Origin of the sequence: Vibrio sp. MMH1-50 (assembly GCF_022347645.1) — a bacterium.
GTDB classification, from domain to species: Bacteria; Pseudomonadota; Gammaproteobacteria; order Enterobacterales; family Vibrionaceae; genus Vibrio; species Vibrio harveyi.
In genome coordinates this window covers 20,632-35,814 of sequence record NZ_JAKRGG010000020.1, presented here as the reverse complement: position 1 = coordinate 35,814, position 15,183 = coordinate 20,632, and the positions used below count along the sequence as shown (strand labels likewise).

General features: G+C 44.0%; 13 protein-coding genes. 9 read left to right on the top strand and 4 right to left on the bottom strand.

Going from position 1 to position 15,183, the window contains the following annotated elements; all coding sequences use genetic code 11:
* The first annotated feature begins 70 nt into the window (after positions 1–70).
* The 4 genes from nagA to asnB all read left to right on the top strand — a co-directional run bounded on the left by nagA (position 71) and on the right by asnB (position 5,990).
* Positions 71–1,207, top strand: coding sequence for an N-acetylglucosamine-6-phosphate deacetylase (gene nagA / locus MHO32_RS15305; RefSeq protein WP_005446394.1), 1,137 nt, complete (start codon positions 71–73; stop codon positions 1,205–1,207).
* A gap of 2 nt (positions 1,208–1,209) precedes the next feature.
* Positions 1,210–2,424, top strand: a complete 1,215-nt coding sequence (gene nagC / locus MHO32_RS15300; protein WP_005446392.1) for a DNA-binding transcriptional regulator NagC — start codon at positions 1,210–1,212, stop codon at positions 2,422–2,424.
* 81 nt (positions 2,425–2,505) lie between these two features.
* Entirely contained in the window at positions 2,506–4,095 is a 1,590-nt protein-coding gene (locus MHO32_RS15295; RefSeq protein WP_005446391.1) for a cation:proton antiporter family protein, read from the top strand.
* Between the two features lie 230 nt (positions 4,096–4,325).
* On the top strand, positions 4,326–5,990 hold the full coding sequence (gene asnB, locus MHO32_RS15290) for an asparagine synthase B (protein WP_009698590.1): 1,665 nt from the start codon (positions 4,326–4,328) through the stop codon (positions 5,988–5,990).
* Positions 5,991–6,101: 111 nt separating this feature from the next.
* On the opposite strand, the gene rfaH is transcribed toward asnB, so the two are convergent.
* Positions 6,102–6,602: a transcription/translation regulatory transformer protein RfaH gene (rfaH, locus tag MHO32_RS15285; protein WP_005446384.1), complete on the bottom strand. Its 501-nt coding sequence runs from the start codon at positions 6,600–6,602 to the stop codon at positions 6,102–6,104.
* Positions 6,603–6,936: 334 nt separating this feature from the next.
* Between rfaH and MHO32_RS15280 the strand changes: the two genes are divergently transcribed.
* Positions 6,937–8,325 (top strand): peptide MFS transporter, encoded by a 1,389-nt coding sequence (locus tag MHO32_RS15280; protein WP_005446383.1) that lies wholly within the window; start codon positions 6,937–6,939, stop codon positions 8,323–8,325.
* 90 nt (positions 8,326–8,415) lie between these two features.
* On the opposite strand, the gene hemH is transcribed toward MHO32_RS15280, so the two are convergent.
* The 3 genes from hemH to htpG form a co-directional block, all read right to left on the bottom strand.
* Positions 8,416–9,381 (bottom strand): ferrochelatase, encoded by a 966-nt coding sequence (hemH, locus tag MHO32_RS15275; RefSeq protein ID WP_017818948.1) that lies wholly within the window; start codon positions 9,379–9,381, stop codon positions 8,416–8,418.
* 140 nt (positions 9,382–9,521) lie between these two features.
* Positions 9,522–10,166: an adenylate kinase gene (gene adk / locus MHO32_RS15270; RefSeq protein ID WP_005425498.1), complete on the bottom strand. Its 645-nt coding sequence runs from the start codon at positions 10,164–10,166 to the stop codon at positions 9,522–9,524.
* Between the two features lie 317 nt (positions 10,167–10,483).
* Positions 10,484–12,388: a molecular chaperone HtpG gene (gene htpG / locus MHO32_RS15265; RefSeq protein WP_047513006.1), complete on the bottom strand. Its 1,905-nt coding sequence runs from the start codon at positions 12,386–12,388 to the stop codon at positions 10,484–10,486.
* A gap of 273 nt (positions 12,389–12,661) precedes the next feature.
* On the opposite strand from htpG, the gene MHO32_RS15260 reads away from it, so the two are divergent.
* The 4 genes from MHO32_RS15260 to MHO32_RS15245 are packed head-to-tail and all read left to right on the top strand — an operon-like array spanning position 12,662 to position 15,179.
* On the top strand, positions 12,662–13,537 hold the full coding sequence (locus tag MHO32_RS15260; RefSeq protein ID WP_005446380.1) for a transcriptional regulator: 876 nt from the start codon (positions 12,662–12,664) through the stop codon (positions 13,535–13,537).
* Positions 13,538–13,548: 11 nt separating this feature from the next.
* Entirely contained in the window at positions 13,549–14,064 is a 516-nt protein-coding gene (gene toxS, locus MHO32_RS15255; RefSeq protein ID WP_005446378.1) for a transmembrane regulator ToxS, read from the top strand.
* A 46-nt stretch (positions 14,065–14,110) separates the two neighbouring features.
* Positions 14,111–14,866, top strand: a complete 756-nt coding sequence (locus MHO32_RS15250; protein WP_009698593.1) for a sulfite exporter TauE/SafE family protein — start codon at positions 14,111–14,113, stop codon at positions 14,864–14,866.
* Positions 14,867–14,900: 34 nt separating this feature from the next.
* Complete coding sequence (locus tag MHO32_RS15245) at positions 14,901–15,179, top strand: SelT/SelW/SelH family protein (protein WP_005446375.1); 279 nt, start codon at positions 14,901–14,903, stop codon at positions 15,177–15,179.
* Positions 15,180–15,183: the final 4 nt, after the last annotated feature.

Genomic DNA, 15,183 nt, shown 5'->3' with positions numbered 1-15,183 from the left:
CTGACTCATAGAGTCACCAGTTAGATAACGGGACAGAAAATGAATTCTCATCTATAAGGACTAGCTGACTATGTACGCGCTAAGTAACTGTAAAATCTATACCGGTAGTGATGTTCTTACCGATCATGCTGTCATCATCGACAATGACCAGATTCAATCAGTTGTACCAGTGACTCAACTACCAGAAGGTATTGAAGTAAAAGACCTGGACGGTGCTAATCTAAGCCCTGGTTTTATCGACCTACAGCTAAATGGCTGTGGTGGTGTGATGCTTAACGACGAAATCACACCAGAAACAATGCAGATCATGCATGAAGCTAACCTAAAGTCGGGTTGTACAAGCTTCCTACCTACCCTAATCACATCTTCAGACGAAGATATGCGTGCTGCTATCACTGCTGCTCGCGAGTACCACAACAAATACCAAAACCAATCGCTAGGTTTGCATCTTGAAGGTCCGTACCTTAACGTAGCGAAAAAAGGTATTCATAGCGTTGACTTCATCCGCCCTTCTGATGACGGTATGATCGATCTAATCTGTGCTAACGCAGACATCATCGCGAAAGTAACGCTTGCACCAGAACAAAATGATCCTGAGCACATTGCACGCTTGAAAGCAGCTGGCATTGTTGTTTCTATCGGTCACACGAATGCAACTTATGCAGAAGCTCGCCAAGGTTTCGATGCAGGCATCACATTCGCCACTCACCTATTCAACGCGATGACACCGATGGTTGGTCGTGAACCAGGCGTAGTTGGTGCGATTTATGACACCCCTGAAGTCTACGCTGGTATCATCGCTGATGGTTTTCACGTTGATTACGCAAACATCCGAATCGCTCATAAAATCAAAGGCGAAAAGCTTGTTTTGGTGACGGATGCCACAGCTCCAGCAGGTGCTAACATTGATCACTTTATTTTTGTCGGTAAGAAAGTATATTACCGAGATGGTAAGTGTGTTGATGAAAATGGCACACTAGGCGGCTCAGCTCTGACTATGATTGAAGCAGTTCAGAATTCAGTTGAGCACGCAGGCATCGCTTTAGAAGAAGCTCTACGAATGGCTACGCTTTACCCAGCAACCGCAATCGGTGTTGAGGAGCGTCTTGGCCGAGTTCGAAAAGGAATGGTAGCTAACCTGACCATTTTCGATCGTGACTTCAATGTAAAAGCGACGGTTGTTAACGGACAATACGAGCAAAATTAAGCATGAATGGCGGACAGATTGGTAATGTAGATTTAGTAAAACAGCTTAACAGTGCTGCGGTATACAGGCTGATTGACCAACAAGGTCCAATCTCCCGTATTCAAGTCGCGGATGTTAGTCAGCTCGCCCCAGCGAGTGTTACCAAAATAACCCGCCAACTATTAGAGCGCGGCTTGATCAAAGAAGTCGCGCAACAAGCTTCTACCGGTGGTCGTCGAGCCATCTCGTTGACCACTGAAGTAAAACCTTTTCACTCTATCGCTGTACGATTAGGTCGTGACTATGTGCAATTCTGTTTGTACGACCTAGGTGGAACGGCACTTGCAGAAGACCAGCACGAACTTCACTATACCAATCAAGCAGACCTTATCGCAGGTTTGATTGACTTGCTAAAGGACTTCGTGAGTCGCTGCCAAGATAAAATTGACCAACTGATTGCTATCGGTATCACACTGCCTGGTTTGGTGAACCCAACCACAGGCGTAGTGGAATACATGCCGAATACAGACATCGATAACCTTGCACTGGGTGAAATCATCCGTGAAAAGTTCAATACCGCTTGTTTTGTCGGTAACGATGTTCGTGGTATGGCATTGGCTGAACATTACTTTGGTGCAAGCCAAGATTGCCAAGACTCAATTCTTGTCAGTGTTCACCGTGGTACTGGTGCCGGCATCATTGTCAATGGTCAAGTATTCCTTGGCTTCAACCGTAACGTCGGTGAAATTGGTCACATCCAAATCGACCCACTTGGCGAGCAATGCCAATGTGGCAACTTTGGCTGTCTAGAAACGGTTGCAGCAAACCCAGCAATCGTACAACGCGTTAAAAAGCTTATTGCACAGGGCTATGAATCAAGCCTTACTCAACTAGAGCACATCACAATCGATGACGTTTGTACTCATGCGATGAACGGCGATGAACTTGCTAAGCAAAGCTTAGTGCGCGTAGGCAACCAACTTGGTAAAGCTATCGCAATTACGATTAACTTGTTTAACCCACAAAAAATCGTCATTGCCGGTGACATTACGGCGGCTGAAGAAATTGTTTTCCCAGCAATCCAGCGCAATGTTGAAAACCAATCTTTGAAGACTTTCCATAACGAACTTCCGATTGTTGCTTCTCATATTGATAAGCAACCAACAATGGGCGCATTCGCAATGATAAAGCGCGCCATGTTGAACGGAGTTTTGTTACAAAAGTTACTAGAAGACTAAGTTTATACAACCAATTGAGTTACAATCTCGGGCTGTGGTTTCACAGCCCGTTTTTGTATATCAGGAATATAGCTCAATAGTATGGAAATTATTCTAATTACAACGGCGTTTCTCGCCGGCTTCATCGCTCTAAAATGTAACCTTCCTCCCTTGGTTGGTTTCCTACTCGCAGGCTTCGGTCTTCACGCGTTTGGCTACCAAAGTAATGACGTCATTGTTACGCTTGCTGATCTTGGTGTGACCTTGCTGCTTTTCACTATTGGTCTAAAATTGGACGTAAAAACGCTACTTTCCAAAGAGATTTGGGGTGGCGCAACCGCGCACAATATTCTTTCTACCCTTTTCTTTGCGCTGGTTCTCGTTGGTCTAAAACTGCTCGGTTTGTCATCACTGGCCACTATGGAACACAGCCAGATTCTGTTGTTGGCTTTCGCTCTGTCTTTTTCTAGTACTGTCTTCGCGGTAAAAACCCTGCAAGAAAAAGGTGAGATGAATGCGACTTACGGCACCCTAGCAATTGGTATTCTGGTCATGCAGGATATTTTTGCTGTGGTCTTCCTTACCGCTTCAACAGGTAAAATTCCGGAGTGGTATGCGATAGGTTTGTTTGCTCTCCCTCTTATCCGCCCATTGTTCTACAAACTCCTAGATAAAGTAGGTCACGGCGAGATGCTGGTTCTATTTGGTATCTTCTTTGCGCTCGTCGTCGGGGCTGGTTTGTTTGAACTCGTCGGTATGAAGCCAGATTTAGGCGCGCTGATTTTAGGCATGTTACTAGCCGGGCATCGTAAAGCATCAGAGTTATCAAAATCGCTCTTTAATATGAAAGAGCTCTTCCTCGTGTGCTTCTTCCTCAATATTGGTTTGTCAGCATCATTGAGCTTCACTGGTGTGGGTCTTGCGCTGCTATTCATTTTGTTGCTGCCAATCAAAGGTCTGCTGTATTTCCTTACTATCAACCACTTTAAGTTCCGTGTTCGGACTTCATTACTGACGTCTCTTTCTCTTTTCAACTACAGTGAATTTGGTTTGATTGTCGGTGGACTGGCTTACAAGATGGGCTGGATGCCTAGTGACATGCTAGCGGCTATCGCTGTGGCTGTTTCGATTTCATTTATCATCTCAGCACCGTTAAATCGTCTTGGTCACCAAATCTACCAACACTCGGGCAAATGGTTACAAGAAACGGCGGCAGAGAAATTGAACCAACGAGATCAATTAATCAATCCAGGGCATGCCCAAGTATTGATCCTAGGTATGGGTCGAATTGGCACCGGTGCTTACGACGAATTACGATCTCGCTATGGCAAAGTTTCTCTTGGTGTTGAAGTAAGAGAAGAAGCTGCGCATAAACACCGCTCTGAAGGTCGCAACGTTATTTCAGGCGATGCAACAGACCCTGACTTTTGGGAACGCATTTTAGATACAGCAAACGTAAAGTTGGTCCTATTGGCGATGCCACACCACCAAGGTAACCAAACCGCGCTTGAACAGCTTCAAAGCCGAAACTATAAAGGGCAAATAGCAGCAATTGCCGAATACCCAGATCAACTTGAAGGCTTACTAGAGACTGGGGTCGACGCCGCATTCAACATCTATAGCGAAGCTGGTAGTGGTTTCGCACGCCATGTTTGCGAGCAACTTCAACCTCAATTTACACCGATGAAATAAGCATCAAACGTAACTATCCTTATTGAGCCCTCTTCTAATAAGAGGGCTTTTTTGTGCATTTTTTAAACCAAACCTTGATCTCATTCATCAGATTAAGGTTATTTTTAAACAATATCTAATCATCAAGCCTTTTTATCATTTTTTTCATCATCAAACGTTGCTTTTTTTACTAAGAATGGCAAATTGAACCCATACCGATTAAAAATTGTTTAGTTTAAAAAGGATGTTGTATGTGTTCAGTATTTGGCATTTTAGACATTAAGAGCGATGCAGCAGCATTGCGCCCTATCGCACTTGAGATGTCGAAAAAGCTTCGTCACCGCGGTCCAGACTGGTCTGGTATTTACTCATCAGAGCGCGCGATTCTTGCGCATGAACGTTTGGCGATCGTTGGTCTAAATAGTGGTGCTCAACCACTATACAGCCCTGATAAAAAACTCATCCTTGCTGTAAACGGTGAAATCTACAACCACAAAGAAATTCGTGCTCGCTACGAAGGTAAATACGAATTCCAAACTGACTCAGACTGTGAAGTTATCCTAGCGCTATACCAAGACATGGGTGCAGACCTTCTTGAAGAACTAAACGGTATTTTTGCGTTCGTACTTTACGATGAAGAAAAAGACGAGTACTTAGTAGGTCGTGACCACATTGGTATCATTCCTCTTTACCAAGGTTATGATGAACATGGTAACTACTACGTTGCATCAGAAATGAAAGCACTGGTTCCAGTATGTAAGACCGTGAGTGAGTTCCCTCCGGGTTGTCACTACGGCAGCGCAGATGCAGAACCTCAACGTTACTACATTCGTGATTGGAACGAGTACGCAGCAGTACAAGGCAACAGCACAAGCAAAGAAGAACTTACAGAAGCTTTAGAAGCTGCGGTAAAACGCCAACTAATGACTGACGTGCCATATGGCGTACTTCTTTCTGGTGGTCTGGATTCATCGATTACATCTGCTGTAGCAAAACGATTTGCAGCAATGCGTATTGAAGACGACGAAAAGTCTGAAGCTTGGTGGCCACAGCTGCACTCTTTCGCTGTAGGTCTAGAAGGAGCACCAGATCTGAAAGCCGCTCGCGAAGTTGCAGAACAAATTGGTACGGTTCACCATGAAATGACGTACACCATCCAAGAAGGCTTGGACGCGATTCGTGATGTGATTTACCACATTGAAACATATGACGTAACGACTATCCGCGCTTCAACACCTATGTTCCTAATGGGTCGTAAGATCAAAGCAATGGGAATCAAAATGGTACTTTCTGGTGAAGGCGCTGATGAAATCTTCGGTGGCTACTTATACTTCCATAAAGCGCCAAACGCGCAAGAGTTCCACGAAGAGACCGTACGTAAGCTTCTAGCTCTGAACATGTTTGACTGTGCACGTGCAAACAAATCGCTAGCGGCATGGGGTGTTGAAGGTCGTGTACCATTCCTAGATAAGGAGTTCATTGACGTAGCAATGCGTTTGAACCCTGCCGATAAGATGTGTGGCAACGGTAAGATGGAGAAGCACATTTTACGTGAGTGCTTCGAACACTACCTACCGGAGTCGATTGCATGGCGTCAGAAGGAACAGTTCTCTGATGGTGTTGGTTACAGCTGGATTGATACGCTAAAAGAAGTCGCAGAGCAAAAAGTAACAGATCAACAAATGGAGACGGCTCAATTCCGCTTCCCTTACAACACACCTACAACTAAAGAAGGTTATGTATACCGCGAGATCTTTGAAGAATTGTTCCCTCTACCATCAGCTGCGGAATGTGTTCCTGGTGGCCCATCAGTCGCGTGTTCTTCAGCGAAAGCGATTGAATGGGATGAGTCATTCCAAAACTGTGTTGACCCATCAGGTCGTGCCGTTCAAACCGTACACAACGATGCGTACTAATCGTATCACGTGTTAAATAGGGCTGAGTCACCAGCCCTTGAACACTGGTAAGTTAACACGATCAAAAAGAGGTGCATTACGCACCTCTTTTTGATCTTTCAATGAGTTGGTTTACATAAATTCCAAATCATTATTGTCAATGCTGACAGGCACTCGCTTAGAGAGCATTTGAACCAACATAATCGAACGCTTTTCACCATCTTGTTCGTGATAAATCGCATCAATCCCAGCAAACTGTCCGTTCATAACACGAACATGATCGCCTGGTTTCGGCATACATTCTGGGCTTGTCGGCTCCTCAGCACACTTTTCAATCTGTTTTAGTTCATAAACAAGATCGCCTTGAATCTCTTTTGGTTGTGCTCCGAAGCGTACGAAGTCAACGACACCTCGAGTGGAACGTACCGATGTAAAATTCGGTCCTTGTTCATAATCAAATCGAGAAAAAACATAGCAAGGGAATAATGGTTCTTCGACCTTTTGTCGCTTGCCACGTAAGATCTTTTCGACCTCCACAGTTGGGTAAAAACACTCTACTCCTTGGTTTTCAAGGTGTTGCTTCGCCCTAACTTGCTCTCCTCGTTTACAATACAATAAATACCAACGTTTCATTTTATTACTAGCCAATTATATTTTTATTTCATCCTAGCATTAAGCCTAGAACGAGTCATGGGTATTCAAGAAACCTATCAGTAAGCCTCTTAAACATAACATGCATAACTTACACTTTTTCGAAGCATTAAGAAAATAAGTCTATAGGCAAAAATGGAAAGTAAGTTTGTAACACGAACGATTCGCCGATTAAAACCCCACAAAATCAACGCGGAGCCATCATTTAATAAGGCAAATGAATCGTCACATAAAATTTTATTGTTTGTAAGTCATCAAAATGACATGTATACGTAGATTTCTTTAAAAAATGTAATAACTACTATTAGAAGAGCTTATGTCAAACCAACATCAATACTTTGGTCACCCACGTGGCTTGTTCTTATTGTTCGGTACTGAACTTTGGGAACGCTTTTCTTACTACGCAATGCGCGCCATTCTAGTACTGTATTTAACTGACACAACAATGAACGGTGGCCTTGGCTGGTCGACTAAAGATGCCCTAGACCTATACGGCATCTATACTGGACTTGTCTACATTACTCCTCTCATCGGTGGTTACCTTGCGGATAACTACTTAGGTCAACGCCGTTCTATCTTGATTGGTGGCGCGTTGATGGCAATCGGTCAATTTACACTAGCAATGCCTGCTGACGCTCTAGGTCTTGGTGCTCTACACACATTCTATTTAGGTCTTGCTCTACTTATCTGTGGTAACGGTCTATTTAAGCCAAACATCTCTACAATGGTTGGTGACTTATATCAAGAAGGTGACAACCGTCGTGATGGTGCTTTCACTATCTTCTACATGGGTATTAACCTTGGTGCATTAATCGCTGGTGTTGTTTCTGGCTCTGTAACAACTGAATTCGGTTGGAAAGCGGGTTTCGTGGCTGCTGGTATCGGTATGCTTATCAGTCTAGTCATGCAGATGACGTTTGCTCAAGCATGGCTTGGTGATATTGGTCGTGTTCCAGCTGCAAAACGTGATCTAGCGATTAAAAAATCTTCTCAAAAAGAACCGTTAACAAAAGAAGAAACGGATCGCATCAAAGTAATCCTAGTGATGAGCCTATTCACTATCGTATTCTGGGCAGGCTTTGAACAAGCTGGCGGTCTAATGAACATCTACACTCAGCAATACACAGATCGAATGATCGGTGGCTTTGAAGTGCCTGCTGCGTGGTTCCAATCACTAAACCCATTCTTCATCATCACGCTAGCACCTGTACTAGCCGTACTATGGGTGAAACTAGGTAAACGTGAGCCAAACTCACCAGTGAAATTTGCTTTAGCGATGTTCTTCCTAGCGCTTGGTTTCCTATGTATGGTTGGTGCGGTTATTGAGCAAGGCGGTGACACTACAGTTAAGACATCCATGTTGTGGCTTGTTGGTGCATTCTTCTTCCATACTCTAGGCGAATTGTGTCTATCTCCGATTGGTCTGTCTCTTGTTACTAAACTGGCTCCGCTGCGTCTTGCTTCACTAATGATGGGTGCATGGTTTGGCTGTAATGCAATTGCAAACTACGTTGCTGGTTATGTGGGCTCTCACGTTGGTGAGCTAGGTGCACTGGCTATCTTCAGCGGTATTGCTGTAACAGCGATGGTTTCTGGTGTCATTCTTCTGTTGTTCTCTAACACGCTTGTTCGTTGGATGCACGGTGCTGAAAACACACATAGCACAGCAGAACAAATTGAAGAGCAACAAACTCAAGTTGCTTAATATATAAAGTGCAAATAAAAACAAAGGGTCGCAATTGCGACCCTTTTTGTATTCAAAGCTCTAAGTGAAAGAATGTAGGACACAGATGCTTTACAACTTTGAGCGAACCAAATCCACCATCATCTCGATGTGTAACTCGTTGTCATTTAAACACGGAATGTAGCTAAAGCTCTCACCACCAGCTTCTAAGTAAATTTCACGGCACTCTTCTGAGATCTCTTCCAGTGTCTCTAAGCAGTCAGCAGAAAAAGCTGGCGTTACGATATTCAGCTTTTTTTTACCTTGGCTAGGTAGGACTTCTAATGTCTTGTCCGTGTATGGTTGTAACCATTCTTCGCGACCAAATCGAGACTGGTAGGTCATACCAATTTGATCCTCATTCAAACCAAGGGCCTCACCAAGCAAGCGAGTTGTCTCGGCACAATGTTGAGGATAAATATCACCATTGTCCGCGTATCGCTTCGGAATACCATGGTAAGAACACAGCAAGTAATCACCCTTACCATTTGCTTCCCAATGCTCGCGTACCGACTGAGCTAAAGCTTCAATGTATTTAGGGTGATTGTGGTAATCGCGAATAAAACTAAACTCTGGCATCACAGGCATATTCTTAAATGCCTTTGTCATCCCGTCAGAAACTGCAGCTGTCGTTGTTCCTGAGTATTGAGGGTAAAGCGGCAAAACGATCACTTGTTCAACGCCTTGGGCTAATAGCGCCTCAAAACCGGTTTGCAAGCTAGGATTGCCATATGTCATCCCTAGCTCTACTGGCATGTCTAAAGCTGTGCTCAGCTTCTTTGCCTGGCGTTTTGAATACACCATGAGAGGTGATCCCTCTTCCATCCACACCGACTCATACAGCTTGGCAACTTTTGGAGAACGAACTGGAAGAATGATGCCATGCAAAATCGGGCACCAGAGCCACCGTGTCATATCAACAACACGGTGATCATGAAGGAACTGACTTAGAAAGCGTTTAACGGCTGGCGGAGTTGGCTCATCAGGCGTCCCAAGGTTGACCAATAACACGCCCTGCTTCTTATTGTTGTTTTTCATAACATCCTATTCATGGTAAACGGCTTGATTTGTACGGCATATCTAAGAGAAAAGTTCATCGTACTAACAGGCAGAATAAAAAAAGCGACCCAAAGGTCGCTTTTAAATATATCAAAATATTAAATTTTGCCGTTAGCAAATTATGCTAGCGCTTTCTCAATATCTGCGCTTACTTCTGCAACTTGCTTAGTGCCGTCGAATTTAAGGTACTTAGTGTTGCCAGCTTCTGCTTCTTTGCCGTAGTAGTTGATCAGTGGTGCAGTTTGCTCGTGGTAAACGCCTAGACGTGCGCGTACTGTTTCTTCTTTGTCGTCATCACGAACAACAAGATCTTCACCAGTTACGTCATCTTTACCTTCCACTTTTGGTGGGTTGTAAACAACGTGGTAAGTACGACCAGAAGGAAGGTGAGCACGACGACCAGCCATACGCTCAACAATCACATCATCAGCTACGTCAAATTCAATCACGTAATCTACGTCAACGCCCATTTCTTTTAGGCCATCAGCTTGAGGGATAGTGCGAGGGAAACCATCTAGTAGGAAACCTTTTTCGCAATCGTCTTGAGCAATACGCTCTTTGATTAGACCAAGGATGATTTCATCAGAAACTAGCTGACCAGCGTCGATAACAGCTTTAGCTTGTTTACCAAGCTCTGTACCTGCTTTGATAGCAGCACGAAGCATATCACCAGTAGAGATTTGTGGAATACCGTATTTATCCATGATGAAGTTTGCTTGTGTGCCTTTACCTGCACCTGGAGCACCTAGAAGAATGATGCGCATGATTTATCCTCTTTAATATTTAAGATTTATACCGAAGCTCACAATAGCTGGACTTCTAGGAATCACCCTCAAAGCACTGGCAACGATAAGTTTCGGTATAACGTTTAGGCGAGCCAAAATACACGCCTTATTACTCACATTCAAGTGTTGAGATTCTAACACAGGTTCACTGTGCAATGAGCAGATTAAGACTAAAGAATGTTAGCGATGCCAGCTTTCCTGTCTTATTGATTACTAACTCAACACTTAAAGTGTGAATCTATGCGTTTACAAACAAAAAGCTCGCATTTCGCGAGCTTTTTAGTGGTATTTAGTTATTAAACCTTAGTCAAAAGCTTATTGATGGCACCTAAGAATTGAGAAGGATCTTCCATCGAGCCACGCTCGGCTAACATTGCCTGACCCAGTAACACTTCTACCCAGCGACCAAACGCTTCTTCGTCTGCTTCATCCGCCATTCGCTTCACGAGCTCATGTTCAGGGTTGATTTCGAAGATGTACTTCACTTCTGGTACCGCTTGACCTGCAGCTTCAAGAAGCTTCGCCATTTGCGTCCCCATTTCGAAATCGTCCGTCACCACAACAGCAGGTGTTGTTGCAAGCTTGAAGGTTGTACGAACTTCTTTTACGCGGTCACCTAGGTAAGACTGAGTGCGCTCAACAACAGACTTAAACTCTTCTTCTGTTTCTTTCTGTTTTTCTTTTTCTGCTTCGTCTTCGAACTTGCTCAGATCCAGACCCGCTTTGGTGATCGATTGGAACTGCTTGCCGTCAAACTCTGTCAGGTAGTTCATCAACCACTCATCAATTCGATCGAACATCAAAATAACTTCAATGCCTTTCGCCTTAAATTGCTCTAGGTGCGGACTGTTCTTCGCCGCTGCGTAGCTGTCTGCTGTTAAGAAGTAAATCTTATCTTGACCTTCCTTCATGCGTTCAACATAAGAAGCCAAACCAACAGATTGCTCAGCTGAGTCCACTTCAGTAGATGCGAAGCGCAATAGACCGGCAACTTTCTCTTTGTTTGCCATGTCTTCAGCAGGACCTTCCTTCATCACCTGACCAAACTCTTTCCAGAATGATTGGTATTTCTCTTCGTCATTCTTCGCCATGCGCTCCAGCATTGTCAGTACACGCTTAGTACAAGCGTTACGCAATGACTGAGTCACTTTGTTGTCTTGAAGAATTTCACGAGAAACGTTCAGTGGCAGATCGTTCGAATCAATTAAGCCGCGGACGAAACGCAAGTAAGACGGCATAAACTGCTCTGCGTCATCCATGATGAATACACGTTGTACGTATAATTTCAGACCCGACTTGTGATCGCGGTTCATCATGTCCCAAGGTGCCTTCGCTGGAATGTAAAGCAAGCTTGTGTAATCGTTCTTGCCTTCTACGCGGTTATGACTCCAAGTTAGAGGATCTGCAAAGTCGTGAGAAACGTGTTTGTAGAACTCTTGGTATTCTGCTTCAGAGACGTCTGATTTGTTGCGAGTCCAAAGTGCTTGAGCTTTGTTGATTTGCTCCCACTTCTTCTCACTTGTTTCGTTGCCTTCCTCATCGCGAACAGCAGTTTGGATAGAAACTGGAATACCGATATGGTCGGAGTATTTGCTGATCACGTCACGTAGACGCCATTCATTTAAGAATTCTTTCCCTTCTTCACGCATGTGAAGCACGATATCAGTACCACGAGATTCTTTCGTGATCGTCTCAATAGTGTATTCGCCTTCGCCCGCAGAATGCCATTGAACCGCTTCATCTGCAGAAATACCTGCGGCACGAGTGCGTACCGTCACAGCATCAGCAACAATGAATGCAGAATAGAAACCCACACCAAACTGACCAATAAGCTGAGAGTCTTTGCTCTGCTCATCGGATAATTTAGAGAAAAACTCTGCTGTACCTGATTTTGCAATGGTACCTAAATGTTCAATCACATCATCACGGCTCATACCGATGCCGTTATCAGAGATTGTTAGTGTATTAGCACTTTCGTCAAACGCCAGCTTAACACCCAGATCCGCGTTACCCTCATATAAATCTGGGTTAGATAGCGCTTGGAAACGAAGCTTATCTGATGCGTCAGACGCGTTTGAAATCAGCTCGCGTAGGAAAATCTCTTTGTTTGAGTAAAGAGAGTGAATCATCAGATGAAGTAGTTGTTTTACTTCTGATTGAAAGCCACGAGTTTCTTTGTTTTGTGATACGGTTTCGCTCATGTTTGCTCCATAACATCTAAACTAAAAAGACTTTTAATGACAAAGTCCTAACCGCCACCTTAAAAAAGCAGCATTACTAAGATGTCATTTAACATGTGGCTGACAAATGTAAATTCAAGGTCAATATTGCTAAAAACGGTGTTTTTTTAGAAAATTTTAATTATCCTACGTCCCTAAAAGCATCTAAAACGTAGCACATGTCTTTTTGCGCACGCCTTATTATGTGACGCAAATCACTTATAATTACAGAATCATCCATCTAAGAAGAACTAAATGACTAACATCGGCACCAAATTTCTGCTTGCTCAAAGATTTGTCTTTGACCCAAATAGTAATTCGCTCGCTGACCAACAAAATGGCAACGAAGTTGTACGATTAGGAAGCAACGAAAGCCGTATTCTACTCATGTTGGCAGAGAGACCCAATGAAGTGTTAACGCGTAACGAGCTTCACGAGTTCGTATGGCGGGAGCAGGGTTTTGAGGTGGATGACTCAAGCCTTACTCAAGCGATTTCCACTCTACGTAAAATGTTGAAAGACTCTACGAAGTCGCCTGAATTTGTAAAAACGGTGCCAAAGCGCGGTTACCAACTGATTTGTTCAGTTGAACGTTTAAGCCCACTATCTTCTGAAGCAGCACTCACCGATGTTGATGCTCAAGAGGAAGAAAATGAAGCTCCAGTCGTTGACTTAGAGCAATTCGCAGAGCCCACTGCTGAGACAAAAGCAGAAACAGCCGTCGAACAAGCACCGACAGCTCAACCATTAAAATCTGCACCTGCACAAAAGAACACAAACTGGTTATTCAGAATCATCGTGTTAGTTGCCCTGCTACTTCCTGTTGGCGTGTTAATGCTAACCAACCCTGCAGAATCACAATTTCGTCAAATTGGTGAATATCACAACGTGCCAGTGATGACACCGATCAACCACCCTCAATTAAACAATTGGCTGCCGTCCATTGAGCAATGCATTCAACGCTATGTTGAACACCATGCTGCTGAGTCTTCACCAGTCGAAGTCATTGCAACAGGTGGTCAAAACAATCAATTGATTCTGAACTACATTCACGACAGTGATCATTCATATGAGAATGTAACACTGCGTATTTTTGCTGGTCGTAACGACCCAACTGACATCTGCAATTAAGGGAGGCTGAAATGAAGATAAGAATAGCATCTGCGGTTTTAGCCGTATCCATCCTTTTTAGTGGTTGGTTGTACTGGGGTAGTGACCTTAAAGTTGAGCAAGTCCTTACGTCAAATGAGTGGCAATCAACCATGGTGACACTTATTACTGATAACTTGCCAGATGATACCGTAGGTCCGCTACGCAAAGTCAACGTTGAGTCGAATGTGAAGTACCTACCTAATGGTGACTATATTCGCGTGGCAAACATCAAGCTATTTGCACAGGGCTCAAACGTCGAGTCTACGATCAATATCTCTGAAAAAGGTCGTTGGGAAGTCAGTGATAACTATTTGCTGGTCTCTCCTTCTGAGTTCAAAGACATCTCCGCATCACAATCTAAAGATTTTTCGGAGTCTCAACTTCGTCTTATCACTCAAATCTTTAAGCTAGATGCTGAACAGAGTCGTCGTATTGACGTCGTTAACGAAAAAACTCTACTACTGACTAGCCTGAATCACGGTTCTACGGTACTGTTTAGAAACTGATTTTGATTCGATAAGAAGGGGGCAAGATGCCCCCTTTATTTTGCATATGGATTGGCTAGACACCCTCACCCTCTTCTTCGGTTCCCTTGTCGCAAATACGCTTGCTTCACTCTCTGGCGGTGGTGCGGGATTACTGCAGTTTCCACTTCTTATCTTTCTTGGTCTTCCCTTTTCTGTCGCACTAGGTACGCATAAAGTCGCTTCAGTCGCACTCGGTTTAGGCGCAGCAAGCACACACCTTAAAGCCGGTACGATTAAACCAAAAGTCGCCCTCTATCTCATACTCACCGGCAGTATTGGCGTGGTGATTGGCGCTAATCTCATTGTACAAATCCCAGATGGCATTGCTGAAAAAATGCTTGGCGCGATGATCTTAGCTCTTGGTATTTACTCTCGATTTAAGAAAGAGCTCGGTCAAACGGAAACTAAAACGCATCGTGACAGTGCCGGTTGGCTTATTGGTGGACTGGGTTTACTGCTGATTGGGATTGTAAACGGCTCACTCACAGCAGGTTCTGGGTTGCTTGTGACACTCTTTCTTGTCCGCTGGTTTGGTTACGATTACAAGCAAGCGGTAGCTTACACCATGATTTGTGTCGGTCTGTTTTGGAATGGCATTGGAGGTATTGCCGTTGTGCAAGCTGGTGCTCCTATTCATTGGGCTTGGTTACCTGTTTTATTATTCAGCTCATTTCTAGGTGGCAGCTTAGGCGCATGGGCAGCAACTCGATACAGCAATCGCGTCATCAAAGTTGCCTTTGAAGTGCTCACCTTCGCCGTTGGAATCAAATTGCTTCTCTGACGTTTTAAAAAATTTGAAATTAAGGAATTCGGAAATGGATAAAGCCATCATTGACATTTATTACTGTCGCCAGTGCAATTGGATGCTACGTTCAACCTGGCTCTCACAAGAGCTATTACATACCTTTAGTGAAGAAATAAAAACGATGAGCTTGCACCCAGATACGGGCGGTCGGTTCGAAATCTTTTGTAATGGAACCCAGATTTGGGAGCGTAAGAAAGATGGTGGCTTTCCTGAGGCGAAAGTCCTCAAACAACGTGTTAGAGACATCATCGACCCAGAACGCGATCTAGGACATTCAGACACAAAATAGGGAG